Origin of the sequence: Caulobacter sp. DWP3-1-3b2 (genome assembly GCF_049896325.1) — a bacterium.
Classification (GTDB): Bacteria; Pseudomonadota; Alphaproteobacteria; order Caulobacterales; family Caulobacteraceae; genus Caulobacter.
Window position 1 is genome coordinate 90,089 of the sequence record NZ_JAFCUB010000007.1, and the last position, 23,319, is coordinate 113,407.

A 23,319-nucleotide genomic window follows, 5' to 3' on the forward strand; every position below is an offset into this window, starting at 1 on the left:
GCTACCCTATAGCGCGGGGCGAAGCGATTGGCAGTTGCTGATCGCACAGGGCGCGCGGCGCGGCGCGGTGGCTCACCAGGATCAGGCCCTGGCCGGTGCGTTTGAGCCGAGCGTCGAGGCGCGCGACGACCAGGGCCTCGGTCGCCGGGTCCAAGCCTTCGGTAGGCTCGTCGAGCAGCAGCCAGGGCGCGTCGCGCAGCAGGGCGCGGGCCAGGCTGAGGCGCCGCCGCTCGCCGCCGGAGAGCCGTTCGCCGTTCTCGCCGATCCAGGTGTCCAGGGTCAGGGGCATGTCGCGAACGCGAGCCTCAAGCCCGGCGTCGGTCAGGGCGTTCCACATCGCGGCTTCGGCGTGAGCGCCGGCGAGAGCCAGGTTGGCGCGGACGGTGCCCTCGATCAGGACGGCGTCCTGCGGGGCGTAGGCGAAGGTGGAGCGCGTTTGGGCGCTTGGTTCTTGGCCTGCGCATAATAGTAACATCCGCTCATCCCGGCGAATGCCGGGATGAGCGGATTTGGAAAAAGAGCGCAATCCAAGGAGCCGCTCAAGGATGGTGGTCTTGCCGCAGCCGGACGGACCAGTCAGGACCAGCCGGGCGCCGGGTTCAACCAGCAGGTCCCCGAAAGTCAGGCTCTTCCGCTCCGCTATGGCGCGGGCGCCCGCCTCGCTCGGCTCATGTTTCAGCACCGTGTCCAGCCGCACCGCCGCCGCATCCGCCCCGGCATCCTGCTCGAAGGCCTTGGTCACGCCGGACAAGCCTTCCAGCGCCATCGCCGCCGCCAGGCCCGCCATCGCCGCCAACGGCTGGGCGGCGCTTTGGGCGAAAACCAAGGTCAGCGCCACGGCGAGGCCGAGGATCAGGCCTTGCAGCACGACCAGCCAGCCCTGGGCGGCGACCGCCTTGCGCCTCAGGGTGTCGAGGTCGACGCCCAGCGCCTCGATCTCCGCCGCCGCGCGATCCTGGACGCCGTAGACCCGCAGCTCCGGCGCGGCGGCGACATAGGTGGCCAAGGCGTCCTTCAGCGCGCCGGTGGCTTGCTGGATCGCGGGTCCGGTGCGGACGCTCAGGCGGCGGGCCAGCCAACGGCTCGAGACCAGCGAGACCGCGACGCTCACCGCCGCGACCAGGGCCGAGGCCCAGCTTGCCCCGGCCGCCATCGCCACCCCGGACGCCACGGCCGCGCCGGCGCCCCAGGGCGCGGAGAGGCGGATGAAGCGGGTTTCCACGGCGTCGATGTCCTGCACCAGCCGCGCCGAGGCCTCGCCGCGCGACAGGGCCATCGCCTCGGCGGGCGGCGACGCGGCCAGGGCGGCGAACAGGGCCGGGCGGATGGCGGCCAGGGCCTTCAGCGCGGCGGCATGGCCGCTCAGGCGCTCCAGATAGCGAAAGGCGGTGCGCAGGATGGCCAGAAGGCGAATGCCGGCGCTGGGCAACAGCACGTTAAACGCCTGGGCCGCCGCGAGGCCTCCCAGGCCGGCGATCGCCGCGCCAGTCAGGAACCAGCCCGAGAGCCCCAGCAACAGCACCGTCGAGGCCCCGACGATCGTGGCCGAGGCGGCGGCCAGGCGCAGTCCGTCGGCGTGGCGCCGGCGCTGCTGGCGGATCAGCCGGGCGAGGGGACCGCTCACAGCCGCACGACGCGGCTAGCCAGCGCGGCCAGGGCTTCGGAGTGGGTGGCGATCAAGGTCGTGCGGCCCCGCGCGGCTTGGGCGATGATCGGCAGCAGGGACTGTTCCGACGCCGCGTCAAGATCAGCGGTCGGCTCGTCGAGCAGGAGGATGCCGGCGGGCTTGAGCATGGCGCGGGCCAGGCTCAGCCGGCGCCGTTCGCCCCCGGAGAGGCCGGCGCCGCGCTCGTCGAGCCGAGCGTCGAGGCCGCCTCGACCATCGAGCACCTGTGTCAGGCCGACCGCCCGCGCCGCGACTTCGAGCTCATCGCGGCGCGCGCCTGGATGGGCCAGGGCCAGGTTGTCCGCGAGGGTTCCTGGCAGGACCACCGGCGACTGCCCGGCCCAGGCCACGGCGGACGCGATCGAGCCCAGGTGCGACAGGCGCTGGTCGCCGATCAGCACCTCGCCGCTGCTGAGCGGGGCCAGGCCCAGCAGCAGGTTCAGCAGCGTGGTCTTGCCGCTGCCGCTGGGACCCAGCAGGGCGACGACCTCACCGGGGGCGATGGCGAGGTCGAAGCTGTCGAACACCGGGGTCTCACCGGCGGCGTAGGTCACGGTCACCGACTGAAAGCGGATCGCGGGCGGGGCGTCGAACACCATGACGGGCGGGCTTGGCGTCGGAGCGGGCAAGGCGGCCAAGGTCAGGGCGGCGGCTTCGGCGGCCTGGCGATCGTGATAGGCGGCGGCCAAGCGGCGCAGCGGGGCGTAGACCTCGGGCGCGAGGGCCAGGGCGAAGAAGGCCCGCTTGAGGTCCAACTGTTCGGGCGCCGGGAAGGGCAGCAGCCGCAACAGGTTGAACCCGCAATAGACCGCGACCAGGGCCACCGAAAGGGCGGCGAAGAACTCCAAGGCCCCCGACGACAGAAAGGCCATCCTGAGCACGCGGATGGTCCGCGCCGCCAGGTCCTCGGCCGCGCGCGACAAGTCTCGCGTCACCGCGCCCTCGGCCTGGAAGGCCAGCACCACCGGCAGGGCGCGGACCCGGTCCAGGCACAGACTGGACAGCCGCTCCAGGGCCAGAAACTGCCGGCGCGACTCCTCGCCCGCCGCCCCGCCGGCCAGGGCCATGACCAGGCCGAACGGAACCAGGGTGAACAGCAGGACGCCGGCCGCCACGGGCGAGGCCACGGCGACGGCGGCGATGATCAGCAGCGGCGCGACCGCCGAGGCCAATCGGGCCGGCACGAAGCGCGAGACGTGGCCGTCCAGCGCCTCCACGCCCTCGACCACGGCTGACAGCGCCTCGCCGCCGGTGCGGCGCGCGGCGCCGTGTCCAAGTATGGCGGCGACCGCCTGATGCCGGGCCGCCGCCTTGACGCCCGCCGCAGCCTCCGCGCCCGCCCGCGCCCCGCGACGCGCCAGCAAGCCGCGCGCCAAGGCCGCGACCGCGATTAACACCAGCCACGGAGCGGCGGCAGGGAGACCGCGCGGCAGGGCGTCGATTCCGAGTGCGAGGCCCCCGGCGAAGGCGATGGCGGCGGGAACGTCGGCCAGCAGCCACAGCGGCGCGGTCTTGCCCGCGCGCCCGCCGGCGGAACCGATCGCCTTCAGCCAGGGCCGCGCGACGGCGTCGAGGTCGGCGGTGAAGCGAGCGGACATGGACCGTAGTTAGGGGAAGGGAACGAAGGCGTCCTTGATCCTGATCAAAGCGCCCTGGCCTCTACGCGTCTAGAGGTGCGTGGTCATTGGGGTGATCGAACGCCCCTCGACAACCGGAGCGCCACATGGATCCCGCCGTCGTCGATCTCTCTCGCCTGCAGTTCGCCCTGACGGCGTTGTATCACTTTCTTTTTGTGCCCCTGACGCTGGGGCTGTCCTTCATGCTGGTCATCATGGAGAGCGTCTATGTGATGACCAAGCGGCCGATCTGGCGGACCACGACGCGGTTCTGGGGCACGTTGTTCGGCATCAATTTCGTGCTCGGCGTGGCCACTGGCCTGACCATGGAATTCCAGTTCGGCATGAACTGGTCGTACTATTCGCATTATGTGGGCGACATCTTCGGCGCGCCCCTGGCCATCGAGGGGCTGATGGCCTTTTTCCTCGAAGCCACCTTCGTAGGCCTGATGTTTTTCGGCTGGGACAAGCTGAAGCCCGTGACCCACCTGGGCGTGACCTTCCTGGTCGCCTTGGGCACCAACCTGTCGGCCCTCTGGATCCTGATCGCCAACGGTTGGATGCAGAACCCGGTCGGCGCGGCCTTCAATCCAGACACCATGCGCATGGAGGTCACCGACTTCAGGGCGGTGATCTTCAATCCCGTGGCTCAGGCCAAGTTCGTGCACACGGTCAGCGCCGGCTACACGATCGCAGCGGTCTTCGTGCTGGGCGTTTCCGCCTTCTACCTGCTGCAAGGCAAGTACAAGAGCGTCGCCAAGCGATCGCTGACCGTGGCCGCCGCCTTCGGCCTGGCCTCGTCTTTGTCGGTGGTCGTGCTTGGGGACGAGAGCGGCTACGCCCTGACCGACAACCAAAAAATGAAGCTCGCGGCGCTGGAAGCCATGTGGGAAACCGAGCCCGCCCCGGCCGGCCTCACCGCCTTCGGCATCCCTGACCTGAAGAACCGCGTCACCCATGCCGAGATCAAGATCCCCTATGTGCTGGGCCTGATCTCGACCCGCAGCCTGGACCGCCCGGTGGCCGGCATCTTCGAACTGGTCGCCCAGGCCGAGACCCGCATCGAAAGCGGCGTCATCGCCTATGACGCGCTGGAGAAGCTGAAGGTCACGCCCACCGACCTCGCCGCCAGGGGCGTGTTCGAGACCCATCGCCGCGATCTTGGCTACGCCCTGCTGCTCAAGCGCCATATCGCCGACCCGCGGCAGGCCGATCACGCCCTGATCGCCAGCACCGCCTGGGACACCGTGCCCAATGTGCCGGTGATGTTCTGGGCCTTCCGGATCATGGCGGGCACCGGCCTGCTGATGATCGCCCTGTTCGCCACCGCCTTTGTCTTGGTGAGCCTGCGCAAGCACGAGACCCGATGGTTCCTGCGCCTGGCGGTCATCGCCATCCCCCTGCCGTGGATCGCCACCGAGCTGGGCTGGGTGCTGGCCGAGGTCGGGCGTCAGCCCTGGGCGGTGGAAGGCGTGTTGCCCACCTTCCTGTCGCCCTCCAGCCTCAGCGTGCCGCAGATCCTGACCAGCATCGTCGTCTTCACCCTGCTCTATGGCGCCCTGGCGGTAGTCGAGGTCGGGTTGATCCTCAAGACCATCAAGAAGGGCCCGTTCGCCGAGCAGGAAGCCTTCCCATCAGGCCACGGCGCCCCCGCCGGCGAAGCCGTGGCCTAGGAGAACCAGATCATGGACCTTCCTCTCGACTATCCGACCCTGCGGGTCATCTGGTGGGCCCTGCTGGGCATATTGCTGATCGGCTTTGCTTTGACCGACGGCTTCGACATGGGTGTGGGCGCGCTGCTGCCCTTCGTCGCTCGGACCGACGAGGAGCGGCGCATGGTGATCAACACTGTCGGCGCCACCTGGGAAGGCAACCAGGTGTGGTTCATCACCGGCGGGGCCTCGATCTTCGCGGCCTGGCCGCTGGTCTACGGCGTCAGCTTCTCGGGCTTCTACCTGGCGATCTTTCTTGTGTTGGTGGCGATGATCCTGCGGCCGGTGAGCTTCAAATACCGGTCAAAGCGCGCGGATTCGCGTTGGCGGACCTTTTGGGACTGGGCGCTGTTCACCGGCAGCTTCGTGCCGGTCCTGGTGTTCGGTGTGGCGGTCGGCAATGTGCTGCAGGGCGCGCCGTTCAAGCTGGATGGCGACCTGCGTAGCACCTATTACGGCGCCTTCTTCGGCCTGTTCACCCCCTTCACCCTGGTCTGCGGCCTGCTGTCGGTCGCCATGCTGGTGCTGCACGGCGCGGCCTGGCTGGGGGTCAAGGCCGAAGCGGGCATGGTGCAGGATCGAGCTCGCCGGTTCGGGACCGGCGCGGCGATCGCCAGTCTGCTGCTGTTCCTGGTCGGGGGCCTGCTGGCCATGCGCCTGGGCTTCCGGATCGAGGGCGTGATCGACCCGGCCGCGCCGTCCCACCCGTTGCGGACCATGACGGTCGCGGCTCCGGGCGCCTGGTTCGACAACTACGGACGCCATCCCTGGATGCTGATCGCACCGATCCTCGGCTTCGCCGGCGCCTTGGCCGCCCTATTCGGGTTGTGGAAGCGGTCCACGCTGCTGGCGTTCGGCGGCTCGTCGGCCTCGGCGACGGGGATCATCGCCACGGTCGGGTTGTCGATGTTCCCGTTCATCCTGCCCAGCACCATCGACCCGCGCTCCAGCCTGACCGTGTGGAACGCATCGTCCAGTCACCTGACCCTGTTCATCATGCTGATCGTCGTCGTGGTGCTGCTGCCCGTCGTGCTGCTCTACACCGCCTGGGTCTACAAGGTGTTGTGGGGCCGGACGAGCACGGCCGCCCTGAAGACCGATCCGTCGCTCTACTGAGGAGATATAGCCATGTGGTATTTCACCTGGATCCTGGGCCTTGGCCTGGCTATCGCCTTCGGGGTGCTGAACGGCGTCTGGTACGAGTTCAACCTGACCGATGACGGGGACCTTGGGGTTTCCGAGCCGGATTAAAGTTTTCCAACCGCTCATCCCGGCGAATGCCGGGACCCAGATCCCAAGCGCCTGGACTGACTGGATAGGCTCGGCGTCTGTGGCGTCAGCGTCGGAGTCATTCCATCTGGGTCCCGGCATTCGCCGGGATGAGCGGCATTTTTGAGGCGTTCCGCGACAATTCGGCGCGTGGCGATGACCACCCCATTAACCGTTATTAAACGACGATCGCGCTCTTCTGGCCTCCGACGCGAAACCGGATTTCGGCCTTTCGCCGCAAGACCTTTTCGCCTCGGGGATGACCATGACCGACCAAGCCGAACCCGCCCTGGAGCTGATCTCGTTCTGCATCGGCGAGCAGGAGTTCTGCATTGACGTGAAGACGGTCCGCGAGATCCGCGGCTGGACCCCGGCCACCCCGATCCCGCACGCTCCGTCGTTCCTGAAGGGCGTCATCAACCTGCGCGGCGCGATCATGCCCGTTATCGACCTGCGCAACCGCCTGGGCTTGGGGGTGACCATCCCCGAGACCCGGCACGTCATCGTCGTCGTCGAATGCCAGGACCGCCTGGCAGGTATCTTGGTGGACGCCGTCAGCGAGACCTTCTCGGTGTCGCGCGACCACCTGCAGCCGACTCCGGACCTCGGCGCGGACGAGCTGCGCTTCATCCAGGCGATCATCTCGCTGGACAGCCGCCTGATCACCTATCTGAAGATGGACGACGTCTTCCCGGCCCAGGTCAGCCGAGCGGCTTAGACCTCGCTTCATCGCGAACGAAAAAGGGCGGACCGCGAGGTCCGCCCTTTTTGATTCCCAGGGATCGGTGGACTACTGCTCGCGCACGATCCGCGCCGCCGCAGCGTGGAAGCTCGCCTCGGCTTCCGCGGCGGCCGCCACCGCGTTGTGGCGGTCGGCCGAGACCAGCATCGGCGCGCGGCCGGTGGTTGGGACGGCGTAGCTCTGAGCGACCTTGCGGGAGTCCTGGGCGCGAAGAGCGGCGTTGGACGCGGTGGTCTCGTGCCAGTGGGCCAGCTGCTCAGCGGTCAGGGCGCCGTCGGCCGGCACGTCGCCGTGGTGCACCACTTCGCCAAAGCCGATGGCCACGAAGCCATGGATCACGCCGTAGTCCTCTTCGGACAGCAGGAAGGTGATCTGCCGCTCCTCGACCTGGCCGGTATAGTCGTCCATCTCCGGATCGAACTCGCGCAGCACCAGCACGTCGCCGACCGCGAACTCGCGGTCGTTGCGGCGAATCTCGAAGCGCTTCTTGCCCAAACGCAGGGCCGCGAAATATTGCGGCCAGGTCTTCAGTTCGTGACGGGTCATGGGGGACTTCTGCGGGTGTTCGGGAAATCGGAAGGCGTGGTCTCAGAGACCGGATCGGGCTGTCAGGTTAAGGCGGGAGCATGGGGTTGTGGACTCTAAAACGCCGTGTTCCCGGCGAAGGCCGGGGCCCAGATGGAATGGCGGTGGGGCTGACGCCAATAGCGCCCCGCGCTTCCGATAAACCACGCCGCTTGGGATCTGGGTCCCGGCCTTCGCCGGGAAAACGGACTTTTGAGGTCAGCCCAAACAGACCCGGGCGATCTCGGCGCGCAGTTCCGGCAGGCCGTCGCCCTTTTCGGACGAGGTGGCCAGCACCTTTGGGAAGGCGGCAGGCCGCTTGGCGATGGCCTTCTGGGTGGCGGTGACCACGGCCTCGACCTCGGCCGGCTTGATCTTGTCGGCCTTGGTCAGGACGATCTGGTAGGAGACCGCCGCCACGTCCAGGGCGTCCAAGGCCTCGGTGTCCACGGCCTTGAGGCCATGGCGCGCGTCGATCAGCAGATAGACCCGCTTCAGGTTCACCCGCCCACGCAGATAGGCGCGGCCCAGGTCCTGGAACTTGTCGGCCACGGTCTTGGACACCCGTGCGAAGCCATAGCCCGGAAGGTCGACCAGCCGCAGCTGCTCGGCCAGCACGAAGAAATTGACCTCGCGCGTGCGGCCAGGCGAGTTCGAGGCCCGGGCCAGGTGGTTCTGGTTGACCAAGCCGTTGATCAGGCTGGACTTGCCGACATTGGAGCGGCCGGCGAAGGCCACTTCCGGGAAGTCGGACGTGGGCATGCCGTCCATCTTCACCGCGCCCATCATGAACAGGCAAGGCTGGGCGAACAGCACGCGGGCTGTCTCGATTTCGTCGTCGGTGAAGGCGAGTTCGTCGATCATCAGGTCGCCTCGGCGGTGGTCTTGCCGCGCAGACGGTCGATCACCTTGTCGATCGGGTTCTCGACCTTGTAGCGGTGCATGATGATGTACTGCTGCAGGATGGTCAGCACGTTGCTCCAGCACCAGTAGATCACCAGGCCCACGGCGAAGCCCGACAGGGTGAAGGTGAAAATCAGCGGGAAGAACTGGAAAATCTTCTGCTGGATCGGGTCGCCGGCCGGCGGGTTCATCGAGGTGGTGAGCCACATGGTGATCCCGTAGAGGATCGGCCACAGGCCCAGGTGGGCGATCGAGGCGCCGAGGAAGGGCAGGGTGGAGGGGTCCCAGGGGATCAGGCCAAACAGGTTGAACAGCGTGGTCGGCTCGGGCGCCGACAGGTCCTTGATCCAACCGAAGAACGGCGCGTGCCGCATCTCGATGGTCACCGTCAGCACCTTGTACAGCGAATAGAAGATCGGGATCTGGATCAGCATGGGCACGCAGCCCATCATCGGGTTGATCTTCTCCTTGCCGTACAGCGCCATCATTTCCTGCTGCTGTTTGGCCGGATCTTCCTTGTGCTTGACCTTCAGTTTTTCGACCTCGGGGGCGATCTTCTTCATCTTCGCCATCGACTCGTAGCTCTTGTCGGCCAGCGGGAAGAGGATGAGCTTCAGGGTCACGGTCAGCAGCAGGATGGCGACGCCGAAGTTGCCGACCAGCTTGTAGAAGATCTCCAGGATATTGAAGATCGGCTTGGTGAAGAACGAGAACATGCCCCAGTCGACGGCCCAGTCGAAGCGCGGGATCTCGACCTTGGGCCGGTCCCAGAACTTCCACCAGACCACAGGCTTGCCGCCGTACTGATAGCGGGTGATCAGCGGCACGGTCTTGGCGCCGGCGAACAGGCGGGTGCTGTGGGTAATGGTCTGGCCGGGGTTCAGCGCCTGGGTGGCGCCCAGGAAGTTGGACTCATAGATGTCCACGCCGCGCGACTGGGTGACCCGGAACCGACCGCTGATCATCTCGGACTGGTCGGGGATCAGCGCCGACAGCCAGTATTTGTCGGTGATGCCGATCCAGCCACCCTTGGATTTCAGGTCGTTCTGATCGGGCTTGTCCTTCTTCCACTTGGGGTACTTGGCCTTGTCCTGCAGGATGTACTTGTCGTCGGTCACACCGCCGAGCACGCCGATGCCGCCTTCGTAGACGATCTGGGTCTTGCCCAGGGTGGCCGGGATGCCTTGGCGTTGCACCGAGGCGTAGGGCGCCAGGGCCACAGCCGCGCCGGCCTGGTTACGCACGCCGTCGGTGACGGTGAACATCGCATCGGCGTCGACCGAGATGAGGCGGGTGAACACCAGGCCCTGGCCGTTATCGTAGGTCAGGGTGACGGGCGTGTCGGGGCGCAGCACCTGGCCCGGCGCTGCGGTCCAGACGGTCTGGGCGGTGGGCAGGCCGGGGAGGTTGGAGCCTACCCAACCGAAGTCGGCGAACCAGGCGAACTCCATCCCCTCGGGGCGGAACAGCTCGACCGGGGCCGAGGTCTTGGAGAGCTCCTGGGTGTAGCGCTTCAGCCAGAGGTCGTCGATGCGCGCGCCCTTCAGGGCGATCGAGCCCGACAGGGCCGGGGTGTCGACGGCGATGCGCGGGCTCTGGGCCTTGGCGTCTTCGCGCGACAGCTTCACTGACTGCGGCGCGCCGTTGGGGCCGAGCGTCATGCCGGGTTGCAGCGCGACCTGGGCTTCGGCGATCTTCTTGGCCTGCAGGGCCGCCGCGGCCTTCTTCTGCTGCGGCTCCATGTAGAAGAAGTTGTAGCCAATCAGGATCGCGAACGCGCAGACGAGAAAGATCAGCGTGTTCTTGTTGTTGTCGTTCGGCTGCATGGATGACTTAACCAGAAACGGAGGAATCGGACGCGGTGGGGGCGTGCGGAGCGGGCTGCTGACCCGGGCCCGCGCGATCGAGGTCGGCGGCGAGGCTTATCAGCGCGGTTTTAACGTCGTCAAGCAAACGTCCCCAAGCCCGCTGGCCGGTGCCGCCGCGAGCAATGAACACATAGTCGCACGAAGGGCGACCATGAAGGGGAAGAAGTAGCCTGGCGGCCTCGCGCAGGCGTCTTTTGGCGCGATTTCGCTGAACCGAGCCGCCGATCTTCTTGGTGGCGGTGAATCCCACGCGGATTTGCGGATCGTCGTCGTGACGGGGGCGCATCTGCATGAACACCGCGCCACGCGCCAGGGCCGGGGCCTTGGCGGCCTTGAGGAACTCAGGGCGCTTCTTGAGGCGCTCGATCTTCACGGACGCCGGGGTCTGGGACGGAAGCTGGGCTTCGGTCATGAAAAAAGCCGCCCTTTCCGGTGCAGGCGCTGAGCCTGTTTCGAGGAAAGGGCGGCTTCTGTCATGGTCTTGATCCCGCCCACTCTTGCGAAGAAGGAGGGAGGAAGTCTGTTAGGCCGTCAGGCGCTTACGGCCCTTGGCGCGGCGACGCGCGACGATCTTTTGGCCGTTCTTGGTGGCCATACGCACGCGGTAGCCGTGACGGCGGGCTCGCACGAGCTTCGACGGCTGGAATGTCCGCTTCACGAGGTGGCTCCGATATTAGTTGGGCGCGGAAGCCGCTAGGCCCCCGCGAGTGAGGGGCGGTGGATAAGGGAAGGGGCGGGCGCTGTCAACATGAGTCCCGACTCTTAGGTCCGTGAGGCTCCGAGCCCGCGCGGCGCCGGTTCGCCTCCCTGCGCCAGGCTCCAAGACCGGTTGCGCGATAATTCATCCGAACCGATGATTGGGGCAGGGTTTGGGCGGCTGTCGGTCTGTCGGCGGATCAAACGGGCACGGGACAACAAGGCATGCATGTGGTTCAGGGCATCGGTGACGCTTCCGATCCGGCCCTGCCGGGCTCGATGCTCGACGCCTTGTCCTCCAATATCGCGATCCTGGACAGCGACGGCCGCATCGTCGCGGTGAACGAGGCCTGGGCCCATTTCGTCACGCTCAGTGATTTCGACCTGAAAAACCTTGGCCTGGGAGCGGATTACATGTCGCTCCCCAACGCCCTCCATGCGAGCGACAGCGCCGCCATCGACGAGGGTCTTCGGGCGTTGTGGGGCAACGAGCCGAGTCCCTTTCGGCTCGAATACGAAACCGGCGGCGCGGTGGGCCGGTATTGGGTCCGGCTTTCCGCCGTCAGGGTTGGCGAGGGCGAGAAGCCCTTGCTGATCGTGTCGCACGAAGACATCACCCCCCAGCGCCGCGCCCAGGCCGCCCTTGGCCGGGCGACGGCGGCGCTGCTGCATGCCGAGGACGACGAACGCCGCCGTATCGCCCGTGAACTGCACGACGGCACGGCCCAATACCTGACCGGCGCCAATCTGATGCTGGGCAACCAGAAGGTGGAAGGGCGCGCCGAGGAAATCCGCATGGAGGTGAAATCCCTGCTGACCAGCGCCTTGGATGAGATTCGCAGCCTGTCCTATGTGCTGCATCCGCCGGCCCTGGAGGAGCTGGGCCTGGGCCTGGCGTTGCGGCAACTGATCGACGGTTTCGCCCGGCGCACCAGCCTGTCGATGCGCATCGATATCGCCGACGATTTTCCCAAGATGAACGCGGCGACCGAGATCGCGCTTTATCGCGTCGCCCAGGAAGCCCTCGCGAACGTCCACCGGCACTCGGGCAGCTCTATGGCCACGATCAGCCTGCGCCTGGCCGGTGAGATGGTGCTTCTGTCGATCCGCGACTACGGCGTTGGCTTGGCCAGCGAGGATTCGCTGACCGGTGGCGTTGGCCTGGCCGGCATGCGCCTGCGCCTGGAATTCCTGAACGGCCACGTCACCCTGACCCAGGGCCTGCCCGGCGTCTTGGTCGAGGCCTGGGTGCCCTTCCTCGCCAAGAACGCGGCCGGGGCCTAGAGGTCAGGCCGGATCACGGCCTTGCCGATCACCTGGCGCTCGGCCAACAGGTTGAACGCCTCGCGCCAGCGCGCCAGCGGCAACTCCGCATGGACGTGCGGCGAGATCACGCCCTCATCGGCCATTCTCCAGATCGCCGCCTGGTTCTCCCGGCCCTTTTCCGGAAACCGCCGGCCATACTCGCCGGCCCTGACGCCCATCACCGAAAAGCCCTTGATCAGCGGCATGTTGACCGAGATTGTCGGAATCCGGCCGGCGGTGAAACCGATCACCAGCAACCGTCCGTCGAAGGCGATGCACCGCACGCTCTCGTCGAACACGTCGCCGCCCACCGGATCGTAGATCACGTCGGCGCCTCGCCCGCCGGTGATCGCCTTTACCTGGTCACGGAAACCGTCGGTGACATTGACGACAGCGTCGGGGGCGTAGAGTCGCTCGATCGCCGCCAGCTTGGTGTCGGACGCAGAGGCGGCGATCACCCGCGCGCCCAAGGCCTTGGCGAGGTCCACGGCCGCCAGGCCCACCCCGCCAGCCGCGCCGTGGACCAGCACCCACTCGCCGGGCTCAAGCCGCGCCCGGCGCACCAGCGCGACATAGGCGGTCAGATAGGCCGCGCCATAGGCCGCCGCCTCGCTGAACGACAGCCGCGCGGGCTTGGGCTTCAGGCTCTCGGCGCTCAACACCGCATAGTCGGCGAACCCGCCCAGCCGCGCCCCGCCGACCACGGCGTCGCCGATCTTCCAGCCCGTGGCGCCTTCGCCCAGCGCCGCCACCTCGCCGGCGAGGTCCAGGCCTGGGGTAAAGGGCAGCGGCGGTTTGAACTGGTATTCGCCGCGGGTCATCAGCAGGTCGGGGAAGTTGACGCTAGCGGCCTTCACCGCGACCAGCACCTCGCCTGGGCCGGGCGTTGGCGTGGGCACGTCGCGGATCGCGCAGCCGGCGAAGTCGGGGGCGAGGGTCTCGACGACGAGGGCGCGCATGGTGCTGTTCATGCGCCCCCCCAAATTTCGTTCATCCCGGCGAATGCCGGGACCGAGATCCCATGGCGTTTGGGTAATTGGAAAAGCGCTGAGATCATGGAATCCACTGTTGAGCTCTTCCATCTGGGTCACGCATTCGCCGGGATGAGCGGATATAAAAGACCTAGACCCGCGCCTCGAGCGCCGCCCGAACCAGCCGCGCGATCTCCCGGCACGCCGCGTCGGCCGCCGGCACGGCCCCGGTGAACGCCGTGAAGCCGTGGGCCAGGGCGTCGTAACAGCGGTAGGTCACCGGCACGCCGGCGGCGGCCAGGCGCTTGGCGTAGGCCTCGCCCTGATCGACCAGCGGGTCGAACCCGGCGGTGATCACCACGGCCGGCGCCAGGCCGGTCAGGTCCTCGGTCTTGTCCGGCGACAGGCGCGGATCGGCCGGATTGGCGTCTGGACCCATATAGTGGCCCATGAACCAGTCCATGATCGGCCGGCTGAGGGGATAGGCGTCGCCATAGGTGCTCATCGACGCTGTCTCGCTGGCCACATCCACGGCGGGATAGATCAACAGCTGCAGGGCCGGCTGGGCCTCGCCCGTTCGCTGCATTTCCTGGGCGATGATGGCCGCGAAGTTACCGCCCATGGAATCGCCGCCGATCACCGCCGTTCCCGGCGCCGCGCCAAAGCGAGCGGCGTTGTCGCGTGACCAGCGGTAGGCGGCCAGCACATCATCCAGTCCGGCCGGGAAGCGGTGGTCGGGCGCCAGGCGGTAGTCAACCGAGATCACCGCCGTGCGGCAGGTCCGCGCCAGAATCCCGCAGAAGGCGTCGCAGGTTTCCAGGTCGCCGATCACGCCTCCGCCAAAGTGGGCGAAGACGATCAGGGGCGCGCCGCTGTCCTGGTCGGCCGGGCGATAGGCGCGCAGGTTCAAGGGGGCTCCACCAGCCTCCCTCGACACGGGCCCATCGATTGAGAGGTTTTCGGTGCGCACGCCCGGCTCGGGCGGCCCGCTCATGGCGGCCAGGCCTCGGGCGCTGGCGGCCCGGGCCTCGTCGGGCGCCAGGCTGGTGATCGACGGCATCTTGGCCGCCGCGTGGCTGAGGAACTGGAAGCGCGGATCCAGGGTGCGCCCGCCACGATAGACCACACCGCCTCCGGACATCGCTCGCAGCACCGGGCTGGGCAGCGACATCAGGGCCTTGAGGATGAACTTCTGGACGGCGGGATCGGCCATTTGGGCTCTTTCTTATGGAAGGCGCGGCTTCAGGCGTGAGGCAGGGCGGGCAGGCCGCCGAGGATCATCTTGACGGCGAAATCGGCGGCGCCGGCCACGTCGATCGGGCGACGCTCCAGCATCTTGTCGCCGATCTCGCGGGCGATCGCGATACAGGCGGCGGCGAAGTAATCCAGATCGACCGCCGGGGCGTGGTCGTGCTCCAGAACCTTGGCCAGGGCGGCATGGACCTCGTCGAACACCGCGACGATTTCGGGCGTGGGGCGGGCATGGGGAAAGACCTCGCCGGCCGGCCGGTTGACCCGCCAGCTCTCGTGCTCGCCTTCCAGAAACTCAAAATAGGCCCGGACCGCGCCGCGCAGAAAGCCCTCGAAGTCGACGGCCCGTTCGGACTCGGCCCGCAGGATCGGCCGGAAGCGGCGCGCCCCGTCGTCGGCGAGGGCGTCGAACACTTCCTCCTTGGACTTGTAGTAATTGTAGAAGGTGCCCGAGGCCAAACCCGTGCGGCGGATGATGTCGCGCACGGTGGCGGCCTCGTAGCCGAGGTCGCCGAACACCGCGCGCGCGGCGTCGAGGATCGCCTGGCGGTTGGCGACCTTGGTGCGCTCGCGCTTCCCGGGCTTATGGTCCTCGAGAACCGGTCGGACGGGGAAATAGGCGATGTTCGACATCGGAACGCGACTCGTGACGAGGCCCAGCTGACGCCCCGTCATGATTTCAGCCTCATTCCGCCGCCAGGGGCAAGGCCTCGACGGCGCGCGCTGCGATTGAAAGCCTGTTGCCGGCCGCCTTCGCCCGCCTTTCACCCGCCGCGATCTCCTTTTTCAGGTCGGCGCAATAAACGCCGAAATCGACCTGTATGGTGTGACGGGCCGAGGCGTAATACTGGCCGGTGTGGCGCTCCTCGTCCTTGGCGGTGATGCGCTGCATGTCTGCGATCGCCGGGAGGGCGTAGCGGCCAGTGAGGTATTCGGCGACCAGCTTGGACTGCTGCTCGGCGAAATTCACCAGGGTCGGCAGGGCCTGGGCCAGGCCCATGTAGAAGAGATTGGGCGTCCCGGGCTTCATCATCCGCTTGAATAGCGGCAGGCGGTGATCGGCGTCCGGAACCAGGGCCGGCTCGGCCAGGAAGGGGAAGCTGATCTTGTAGCCGGTGGCGAAGACGATGACGTCGACTGCCTCGACCGTGTCGTCCGCGAAGCGGACGGTCTTCCCCTCCAGCGCCTTGATCGCCGGCTTGAAAGTGATGTCGCCGCAACCGGCCCGGGTCAGGAACTCGCCCGACACCGAGGGGTGGGCCTCCAGCGGTTCGTGGTCGGGCTTGGGCAGGCCGTAGTCTTCCATCTTGCCGACGTGCTTGCGGATCAGCGAGCGGGCCATCGACAGGCCCAGCTTGCGGGGCATCCAGGGCGGCATGGCCGACTTGTCCGACGGCTTGCCGTTCAGATATTTCGGAAACACCCAGACCCCGCGCCGCGCCGAGACGATCAGCTTGCCGGCGATGGGCCGCTGAGCCAGTTCGCTGGCGATATCCATGGCCGAATTGCCCATGCCGACCACCACGACGGTCTTGCCGCGCATATCGACCGGATCGAAGGGGTCGCTATAGGCATGGGCGTGGAAGGCGACGCCATCGAACGACCCTGGATATTCGGGAATCCGCGGGTCCCAGTGGTGGCCGTTGGCGACGATCAGCACGTCATAGAGCCGGGTCTCGCCGGTCGACAGGGTCACCGACCACAGGCCGTCGTCGGTTCGCGCGGCCTTCTGAACCTTGGTGTTGAAGGTGATGGTCTCGCGCAGGCCGAAATGGGCGACATAGTCCTTGAAGTACTGGAGGACCTGGCTGTGATGGGGGAAGTCGGGCCAGCCAGCCGGGACCGGGAAATCCTCGAAGGCCAGACGCCATTTCGAGGTGTCGATGTGCAGGCTCTCGTAGCAGGCCGACAGACCGTTGGGGTTCTTGAAGTACCAGTTGCCGCCGATGTCGTCGGAGGCCTCGAAACAGTCATAGGGGACGCCAGCGTCCTTCAGCCGCTTGGCGGTGGTGAAACCGCTACAGCCCGCGCCGATGATGCAGGCCTTTGGCAGCCCCTTCTGAGGCAGTGCTGGGCTCATGGCCCCCTCCCTGACTTATCGTTGTTCAGGAGAGCGTAACAGCGTTAGCCGGACCGTCAAATTGCCGCTGGGTTACTCAGCCGCCCGGGCGCGTGTAGGTGGCCGTACAGCGGCTCTTGCATTGGGCCCACTGGCCGCCGCAGCCGGGATCGTCGCCGGTCGCGCCGCAGAAATAATAGGCCTTGGCGCAGGCGGCCCGGCATTGGCCGGGATCGCGGCCCTGGCGGTTGGCGGCGAACGGCAGCAGCACGGGCAGGACGGGATTGGCCGTCTGGGTCGGTGTCGGTTGCGACGTCACGGCCCGCGGGACCACCGTGGTCGGCTTGGCCCGCACCTGGGCGCCGGCCGGCGTGGCCAAGGCGGCGATCATCAGCAGGCAGGCGAGGGCGCGGCGCATGAAGCCGTGTGTAGCGCGGACAGCTTTAGGTTTGATTAACCACGTTTCAGGCGTGAAGGGCTAAGGCTGCGACGTCGCCAGAAAGTCCGTCAGCCCGTCGGCCAGATGATCGAACATCGTCCGCATCCGCAGGGTGCCGCGCAGGTCCTCGTGCATCACGAGCCAGATGCCGAGCGAAAAGCCGATCAGGCCGGGGCAGACGGGAATCAGGTCGGGCTCCCGCCGCGCGATCCCGTGCTGGACGAAGCCCACGCCGAAGCCGGCGCGCACGGCGGCGAGCTGCGCCAGATCGCTGTCGGCCCGGAACGCGAAGCCGTTGCGACTCAGGGGCAACCGCTGGGCCAGGTCCCTCAGAAAGGGGTTGCCGCGATCGAAGCCGACCAGAGGGTGGTCCTGAAGCTGTTCCAGGGTGGTCGGCGCGCCTTCGGCCTCGACATAGCGGCGATGGGCGTAGAGGCCCAGATAGGTGTCGGCCAGGCGGCGGGCGACCAAGGCCTCTTGGGTGGGACGGACCATGCGCACGGCGATGTCGGCCGCGCCGCGCAGCATGTCCTGTTGTTGATTGTCGAGGGCCAGCTCGATGATCACGCCGGGGTGCAACGGGCGATAGGCGGCCAGGATCCGGGGCAGCACCTCGGCGCCGATGATCTCGCTGGCGGTGATGCGAACGACGCCGCGCGCGGTGTCACCCGCTCCCGAAGCGGCGCGGGCCATGGCGCTGGCGGCCCCGGCCATGGCCTGGGCGTGCGGGGCCAGCTCAAGGGCGGCGTCGGTGGGCTTGAGGCCCTGCGGCGAGCGGGTGAACAGGGCCAGGCCCAAGGCGCGCTCAAGTTCAGCGACTTGTCGGCCCAGGGTCGGCTGGGTCAGACCCAAGGTTCGAGCGGCGGCCGACAGGCTGCCCTCGGTCAGCACGGCCAGGAAGGCGCGATAGAGACTCCAGTCGGGATCGTTCATGCATTCTTGCATAGCAGATCAACGAGGTTCGCCAATTCATGTTTATCTTATTGAGGCGCAGTTTGGGCTCATCAGATTTCACGGGAGACCGACATGACCTCGACTTCACAACCCATCGCCCTGGTGATCGGCGCGACCGGCGGCATCGGCGGCGAAGCGGCCAGCGCCCTGGTTCGCCACGGCTGGACCGTCCGCGGCCTCACCCGTCGCGACCAGCCCGCCAAGGCTGGTATCGCCTGGATCGCAGGTGACGCCATGGTCGCCGCCGACGTGGCCCGCGCGGCCCAGGGCGTTTCGCTGATCGTCCACGCCGCCAACCCGCCCGGCTACAAGGACTGGGACAAGCTGGTCCTGCCGATGCTCGACAACACCATCGCCGCGGCCAAGGCCAACGGCGCGCGGATCCTGCTGCCGGGCACGGTCTATAATTTCGGCCTCGACGCCTTCCCGCTGATCGACGAGACCGCGCCGCAGGCACCCGCCACGCGCAAGGGCAAGATCCGGGTCGAGATGGAGCGGCGGCTGAAGGCGGCGTCGGCGGATGGCGCGCCGGTGCTGATCGTCCGGGCCGGTGACTTCTTCGGCCCGCACGCCGGCAACAACTATTTCGGCCAGGCGGTGGTCAAGCCGGGCGCGCCGCCGACCTCGGTGACCGAACCGTCGGCCAAGGGCGTCAGCCACGCCTGGGCCTATCTGCCGGACCTGGCCGAAACCATGGCGCGCGTGCTGGATCGCGCCGACCGGTTGGGGTCGTTCGAGGTGTTTCACTTCAGCGGCCACCAGTTGGCCTGGGGTGAGGTGGGGGCGTCGATCCGTCGGGTGTTGGGCCAGCCCAAGCTGCCGATCAAGGCCTTCCCCTGGTGGATGATCGTGGCCCTCTCGCCCGTGGTGCCGGTCTTCAGCGAGATGGCCGAGATGCGCTACCTGTGGCGCGAGCCCATGGCGCTTATCGACGGCAAGCTGCGGGCGTTTCTGGGCGAGGTCCCGCACACGCCGCTCGACGTCGCGGTGGCGGTGAGTCTGAGGGGGCTGGGGTGTCTGGAGAGCCATCCCGTCGCGGGAGCGCCCGAGGCCGGCCGTGTCGCGACGCAAAGCTGAGGTTTACGGCGCCACGGATTGTCAAAGGCATAGCCACGATCGGGGACATGCATCTGTGCATGTCCCCAGCCGCTTAAAGGGCTTCCGAGGCGCAGCCCCTATTTCAGCTTCTCGATCAGCGCCATGGCGGCGGCCGGATTGCGCACCTTCGCCCCGGCGATGAAGTAGGCGTAGACGTCGCCGCGCTTGGCCCAGGCCTGGGCTCGCTTGGCGATGGCGTCCAGATCGTCCGAGGTCATACCGGTGGGCTCGCTCTCGCGGCTCGACATCAGGCGGGCATAGGTGAAGTCGGCGGTCGGCTGGTCGATGCAGGGCCAAGTCGGCTCCTCGTCGTCTTCGGCATAGACGATGGCCGCGCCGTACTGGGCGGCCAGGTCGTAGAATTCCTGGGTGGCGAAGGTGGGGCTGCGGACCTCCAGGGCGTGGCGCGCCGGCCGGCCGCCGATTTCCTTGGGCAGCAGCTTCAGGAAGCCTTCGAAATCGACCGGGTCGAACTTCTTGGTGGCCATGAACTGCCAGTTGATGGCGCCCAGCTTGGCGCCCAGCGCCTCCAGCCCCTGGCTGAGGAATTTCTCCAGCGAGTCGTTGTTCTCCGACAGCACCTTGCGGTTGGTGCAGTAGCGGCTGGCCTTGACCGAGAACACGAAGTCGCCGGGCGTCTCGGCATGCCACTTCTGCCAGCTGTTGGGCTTGAAGGTGGAATAGTAGGTGCCGTTGATCTCGATGCTGGTGACGTGGCGGCTAGCGTATTTCAGCTCGTCCTTCTGCTTCAGATCATCGGGATAGAAGGGGCCGCCCCGCCAGGGCTCGTAGGTCCAGCCGCCGATGCCGGCGCGAATGGTTCCGGGCATGAGTGTTCTCTTCCTGTTCTGGCGGGCGCCGTAGGTCAGAGGTTTGAATTTGAGCAAGAGGAAACCGGATCACTGGCCCCCACCTGACGGCTTCGCCGTCTGTCAGCGGCGAGGGGGCGGAGCCCTGCGCTTAAGCTCTTCCCCCTCTGGGGTAAGACGATCGCGAAGCGATCCGTAGGGGGCAGGTGATCAACATTCCACCCGATTGACCGACAACCCCACCGCCAAGCCCCCCAGCGACGTCTCCTTGTAAATCTCGCTCATGTCCTCGCCGGTGCGCTTCATCGTGGCGATCACCTTGTCGAGCGACACCGAGTGCTGACCATCGCCCAGCAGCGCCAGCCGCGCGGCGTCGATGGCCTTGATGGCGCCCATGGCGTTGCGCTCGATGCAGGGGATCTGGACCAGGCCACCGATCGGGTCGCAGGTGAGGCCGAGGTTGTGCTCCATGCCGATCTCGGCGGCGTTCTCGATCTGCTCATTGGTGCCGCCGAGCGCCGCGCACAGCCCGCCGGCCGCCATCGAGCAGGCCACGCCGACTTCGCCCTGGCAGCCGACCTCGGCCCCGCTGATCGAGGCGTTGCGCTTGTAGAGCGCGCCGATCGCCGCCGCCGTCAGCAGGAACACCCGCACCTGCTGCGGCGTGCCCTGGTGGAAGCGGTGGTAGAAGCGCAGCACCGCCGGGATCAAGCCGGCCGCGCCATTGGTCGGGGCGGTGACCACCCGGCCGCCGGCCGCGTTCTCCTCGTTGACCGCCATGGCCCACAGGTTGACATAGTCCATCGCCGCCAATGGATCACTGAATTGGGGGTCGCTGCTCTGGCGCTCCATGCGGCCCTGGATGGTCTGATGGATCTGGAGGGCTCGCCGCTTGACGTTCAGCCCTCCGGGCAGGACGCCGCTCTCGCGCATGCCCCGATCGATACAGGCCTCCATGGCCTCGAAGATGCGGTCGAGCCCAGCGGCCAGCGCGTCCTCGTCCATCCGGACAAGCTCGTTGGCGCCCATGACCCCGGCGATGCTCAGGCCGGCGTCGGCGGCGCGTTGCAGCAGGTCGGCGCCGCTCTCGAACGGGAAGGGGACTTCTGGCCCTTCCTCTGGCGGGGTGTTGCGGCCCATCTCGCTCTCGTCGCGCACGAAGCCGCCGCCGATCGAGAAATAGGTGCGCTCCGCCAGCGTGACGCCAGCGGCGTCGAAGGCTGTGAAGGCCAGCCCGTTGGGGTGCTGCGGCAGGCGTTCGTGGCCGGCCCAGACGATGTCGCGTTCGGCGTCGAAGCCGATGCCGACCTCGCCGCCCAACATGATCCACTGGTTGGCGGCGGCCTCGACCAGCGCCGCCTCGTCGGCGTCGGGGTCGAGTTGGGCGGGCACGAAGCCCATCAGGCCCAAGACCACCGCCCGGTCGGTGGCGTGGCCGCGACCGGTGAGGGCCAGGGAGGCGTAGAGGCGGATTTTGACCCGCGCCGTTGTCGCCAGTTGGCCGGCGTCACGCAGACGGCCGACAAACAGGCCGGCGGCCGTCATCGGCCCCATGGTGTGGCTGCTCGACGGGCCGACGCCGAGCTTGAATAGGTCGAAGACGGAGGCTGTCATGGTGTGGTTTCACAAAACGCGTTTGCGTCCGCGAATTACGATCGGGGACATGGGCATGTCCCCGTCCGCGTCCCGAACGGCAGAAGTCTACTTCCGATCCGCCTTGGTCGTGTCCCGCAGCGCCTTGAACTCCGAGCCCGCCTGCCATTCCGGCCAGACCCTCGAATTAGCCAGGTCCGCGCCCACTTCATAGAACAGCCCGATGTCCTGGGCCTGGCCGGTCAGGTCCCAGTCGGCTCGCCATTCGTCGGCGGGCTGGTGGTAGCGGTTGGTGGTGTAGTCTTCCTCGCCCTTCTGGCCGGCTTCCTTGCCGCCCACGACCAGATCCTCGCCCGAGCCAACCGAGATGGCCGGCACGCCGCGCTTGGCGAACGGGAAGTGGTCCGAGCGATAGAAATGGCCGGCCTGGGGCGAAGGGTCGGGCGTGAAATAGCGGCCATGGGCCTTGGCCTTGGCGACCAGCAGGTCCTGCAAATCCACCTTGCCGTCGCCCGAGGTGGTGATGTCCTTGGCCGGGCCGGTGGCCGACAGGGCGTCGATGTTCAGGTCGCCCACGGTCTTGGACAGCGGATAGAGCGGGTTGGCGGCGTAATATTCCGAACCCAGCAGGCCGCGCTCCTCGGCGGTGACGGCCAGGAACAGGATCGAGCGCTGCGGGGCCGGCTGGCTCTTGAAGGCGCGGGCGGTTTCCAGGATGGCGGCGACGCCGTCGGCGTTGTCGATCGCGCCATTATAGATCTTGTCGCCGCGCGCGTCGGGCGCGCCAACGCCCAGATGGTCCCAGTGGGCGCTGTAGATCACCGTCTCGTCGGGACGGGCGGAGCCCTTGATGCGGCCGGCGATGTTCTTCGACACGATCACCGAGTGATCGACGGCGTAGGCGGCCGAGAAGGTCGCGCCTTTCAGCTCGACCGGCTTGAAGCCGCGGCTCTGGGCTTGCTTTTTCAGGGCCTCGAAGTCGAGATGGGCGGCCTTGAACAGCTCGACCGCCGCGTCGCGCTGGATCCAGGCCTCCAGGTTGGGGTGGCTCTTGGCCGGCTCCTTGCGGACGATATCAAACATCGTCGCGCCGTTGGAGTTCTTGACCGTGGCCCAGCCATAGGCGGCCGGGGCGGTTTCGTGGACCACCAGCACGCCGGCCGCGCCCTGGCGGGCGGCCTCCTCGTACTTGTAGGTCCAGCGGCCGTAATAGGTCATGGCCTTGCCGCCGAAGTCACCCCCGTCCTTGGTGTTTGGGCCGGTCTCGAAGTCGGGGTCGTTGATCAGCACCACCAGGACCTTGCCCTTCAGGTCCAGGCCCTTGAAGTCGTCCCAGTCACGCTCTGGCGCCTTGACGCCATAGCCAACGAAGACCAGCGGAGCGTCCTTGATGGCGACGCTGTCGACATTGGTCATGGCCGCGCGGATGGCGATCTGCTCGTTCCGGGCCAGGGGCACGGCCTTGCCGCCGATCGTGAAGTGGGCGTCGACAGGGCCGTTGATGTCGAACTTGCCCAGCGGCACGTCCTGGGTCCAGGCGCGGGTCCCGTCCTTCTGCGGATCGCCGGCCGGCTCCAGGCCGATGGCCTTCATCTGCTCGACGATATAGCCGACCGCCTTGGTCTCGCCGGCCGTGGCGGGGCCCCGGCCCTCGAACGCGTCGGACGACAGGACCTTGATGTGGGCCGACAGCTTTGCGGGGTCAATCTTGGGCGTATCGGCCGCCCCTTGCGCAAAACAAGGATGCGCCAGCATGGGAGCTACGATCAGGGCGGTCGCGAGCAGCAGGCGTTTCATCGGGCCT

At 67.4% G+C, this 23,319-nt stretch carries 22 protein-coding genes; 6 read left to right on the forward strand and 16 right to left on the reverse strand.

Annotated elements, in window-relative coordinates:
• Nucleotide 1: 1 nt before the first annotated feature.
• A complete protein-coding gene (locus ACP7AG_RS07500; RefSeq protein WP_426030360.1) occupies nucleotides 2-1,624 on the reverse strand; it encodes an amino acid ABC transporter ATP-binding/permease protein in 1,623 nt (540 codons plus the stop codon).
• Nucleotides 1,621-3,264: a thiol reductant ABC exporter subunit CydD gene (gene cydD / locus ACP7AG_RS07505; protein WP_426030361.1), complete on the reverse strand. Its 1,644-nt coding sequence runs from the start codon at nucleotides 3,262-3,264 to the stop codon at nucleotides 1,621-1,623. The genes ACP7AG_RS07500 and cydD overlap by 4 nt, the downstream gene beginning before the upstream one ends.
• Before the next feature lie 125 nt (nucleotides 3,265-3,389).
• Between cydD and ACP7AG_RS07510 the strand changes: the two genes are divergently transcribed.
• The 4 genes from ACP7AG_RS07510 to ACP7AG_RS07525 all read left to right on the forward strand — a co-directional run bounded on the left by ACP7AG_RS07510 (nucleotide 3,390) and on the right by ACP7AG_RS07525 (nucleotide 6,981).
• Nucleotides 3,390-4,955, forward strand: a complete 1,566-nt coding sequence (locus tag ACP7AG_RS07510) for a cytochrome ubiquinol oxidase subunit I (RefSeq protein ID WP_426014273.1) — start codon at nucleotides 3,390-3,392, stop codon at nucleotides 4,953-4,955.
• Between the two features lie 12 nt (nucleotides 4,956-4,967).
• Nucleotides 4,968-6,110: a cytochrome d ubiquinol oxidase subunit II gene (cydB, locus tag ACP7AG_RS07515; RefSeq protein ID WP_426030362.1), complete on the forward strand. Its 1,143-nt coding sequence runs from the start codon at nucleotides 4,968-4,970 to the stop codon at nucleotides 6,108-6,110.
• Nucleotides 6,111-6,122: 12 nt separating this feature from the next.
• Entirely contained in the window at nucleotides 6,123-6,245 is a 123-nt protein-coding gene (gene cydX / locus ACP7AG_RS07520; RefSeq protein ID WP_426030364.1) for a cytochrome bd-I oxidase subunit CydX, read from the forward strand.
• A gap of 283 nt (nucleotides 6,246-6,528) precedes the next feature.
• The gene (locus ACP7AG_RS07525; protein WP_426014279.1) at nucleotides 6,529-6,981 is read left to right on the forward strand and encodes a chemotaxis protein CheW; all 453 of its coding nucleotides are present in this window, start codon (nucleotides 6,529-6,531) and stop codon (nucleotides 6,979-6,981) included.
• 72 nt (nucleotides 6,982-7,053) lie between these two features.
• Here the strand turns inward: ACP7AG_RS07525 and ACP7AG_RS07530 are convergent, their stop codons facing one another.
• From ACP7AG_RS07530 to rpmH, 5 genes are all read right to left on the reverse strand, one after another.
• Nucleotides 7,054-7,551, reverse strand: coding sequence for an ASCH/PUA domain-containing protein (locus ACP7AG_RS07530; protein ID WP_426030366.1), 498 nt, complete (start codon nucleotides 7,549-7,551; stop codon nucleotides 7,054-7,056).
• Nucleotides 7,552-7,788: 237 nt separating this feature from the next.
• Complete coding sequence (yihA, locus tag ACP7AG_RS07535; protein WP_426014281.1) at nucleotides 7,789-8,433, reverse strand: ribosome biogenesis GTP-binding protein YihA/YsxC; 645 nt, start codon at nucleotides 8,431-8,433, stop codon at nucleotides 7,789-7,791.
• Nucleotides 8,433-10,298 carry a membrane protein insertase YidC gene (gene yidC, locus ACP7AG_RS07540; protein ID WP_426030367.1) on the reverse strand — a complete coding sequence of 622 codons (1,866 nt, stop codon included), beginning with the start codon at nucleotides 10,296-10,298 and terminating at the stop codon, nucleotides 8,433-8,435. Before yidC ends, yihA begins: the two co-directional genes overlap by 1 nt.
• A 7-nt stretch (nucleotides 10,299-10,305) precedes the next feature.
• Nucleotides 10,306-10,752: a ribonuclease P protein component gene (rnpA, locus tag ACP7AG_RS07545; RefSeq protein WP_426014283.1), complete on the reverse strand. Its 447-nt coding sequence runs from the start codon at nucleotides 10,750-10,752 to the stop codon at nucleotides 10,306-10,308.
• Nucleotides 10,753-10,863: 111 nt separating this feature from the next.
• The gene (rpmH, locus tag ACP7AG_RS07550; RefSeq protein ID WP_035043203.1) at nucleotides 10,864-10,998 is read right to left on the reverse strand and encodes a 50S ribosomal protein L34; all 135 of its coding nucleotides are present in this window, start codon (nucleotides 10,996-10,998) and stop codon (nucleotides 10,864-10,866) included.
• A 263-nt stretch (nucleotides 10,999-11,261) separates the two neighbouring features.
• Here rpmH and ACP7AG_RS07555 point away from each other — a divergent pair, with 263 nt between their 5' ends.
• Nucleotides 11,262-12,320: a histidine kinase gene (locus ACP7AG_RS07555; RefSeq protein ID WP_426030368.1), complete on the forward strand. Its 1,059-nt coding sequence runs from the start codon at nucleotides 11,262-11,264 to the stop codon at nucleotides 12,318-12,320.
• On the opposite strand, the gene ACP7AG_RS07560 is transcribed toward ACP7AG_RS07555, so the two are convergent.
• From ACP7AG_RS07560 to ACP7AG_RS07585, 6 genes are all read right to left on the reverse strand, one after another.
• Complete coding sequence (locus ACP7AG_RS07560) at nucleotides 12,317-13,312, reverse strand: NADPH:quinone oxidoreductase family protein (protein WP_426014287.1); 996 nt, start codon at nucleotides 13,310-13,312, stop codon at nucleotides 12,317-12,319. The two genes, ACP7AG_RS07555 and ACP7AG_RS07560, sit on opposite strands and share 4 nt — an antisense overlap.
• A 151-nt stretch (nucleotides 13,313-13,463) precedes the next feature.
• Entirely contained in the window at nucleotides 13,464-14,525 is a 1,062-nt protein-coding gene (locus ACP7AG_RS07565; RefSeq protein WP_426030369.1) for an alpha/beta hydrolase, read from the reverse strand.
• A 29-nt stretch (nucleotides 14,526-14,554) separates the two neighbouring features.
• Nucleotides 14,555-15,196, reverse strand: coding sequence for a TetR/AcrR family transcriptional regulator (locus ACP7AG_RS07570; protein ID WP_426030412.1), 642 nt, complete (start codon nucleotides 15,194-15,196; stop codon nucleotides 14,555-14,557).
• A 52-nt stretch (nucleotides 15,197-15,248) separates the two neighbouring features.
• A complete protein-coding gene (locus tag ACP7AG_RS07575) occupies nucleotides 15,249-16,643 on the reverse strand; it encodes a flavin-containing monooxygenase (RefSeq protein WP_426030370.1) in 1,395 nt (464 codons plus the stop codon).
• Between the two features lie 76 nt (nucleotides 16,644-16,719).
• A complete protein-coding gene (locus tag ACP7AG_RS07580; protein ID WP_426014292.1) occupies nucleotides 16,720-17,040 on the reverse strand; it encodes a hypothetical protein in 321 nt (106 codons plus the stop codon).
• 60 nt (nucleotides 17,041-17,100) lie between these two features.
• Entirely contained in the window at nucleotides 17,101-17,994 is an 894-nt protein-coding gene (locus ACP7AG_RS07585; protein WP_426030371.1) for a LysR family transcriptional regulator, read from the reverse strand.
• Between the two features lie 93 nt (nucleotides 17,995-18,087).
• Here ACP7AG_RS07585 and ACP7AG_RS07590 point away from each other — a divergent pair, with 93 nt between their 5' ends.
• The gene (locus ACP7AG_RS07590; RefSeq protein ID WP_426030372.1) at nucleotides 18,088-19,092 is read left to right on the forward strand and encodes an NAD-dependent epimerase/dehydratase family protein; all 1,005 of its coding nucleotides are present in this window, start codon (nucleotides 18,088-18,090) and stop codon (nucleotides 19,090-19,092) included.
• Nucleotides 19,093-19,190: 98 nt separating this feature from the next.
• On the opposite strand, the gene ACP7AG_RS07595 is transcribed toward ACP7AG_RS07590, so the two are convergent.
• The 3 genes from ACP7AG_RS07595 to ACP7AG_RS07605 form a co-directional block, all read right to left on the reverse strand.
• Nucleotides 19,191-19,943 carry a DUF72 domain-containing protein gene (locus ACP7AG_RS07595; protein WP_426030373.1) on the reverse strand — a complete coding sequence of 251 codons (753 nt, stop codon included), beginning with the start codon at nucleotides 19,941-19,943 and terminating at the stop codon, nucleotides 19,191-19,193.
• Nucleotides 19,944-20,132: 189 nt separating this feature from the next.
• Nucleotides 20,133-21,536: an L-serine ammonia-lyase gene (locus ACP7AG_RS07600; protein ID WP_426030374.1), complete on the reverse strand. Its 1,404-nt coding sequence runs from the start codon at nucleotides 21,534-21,536 to the stop codon at nucleotides 20,133-20,135.
• A gap of 87 nt (nucleotides 21,537-21,623) precedes the next feature.
• On the reverse strand, nucleotides 21,624-23,312 hold the full coding sequence (locus ACP7AG_RS07605; protein ID WP_426030375.1) for a M28 family metallopeptidase: 1,689 nt from the start codon (nucleotides 23,310-23,312) through the stop codon (nucleotides 21,624-21,626).
• Nucleotides 23,313-23,319: the final 7 nt, after the last annotated feature.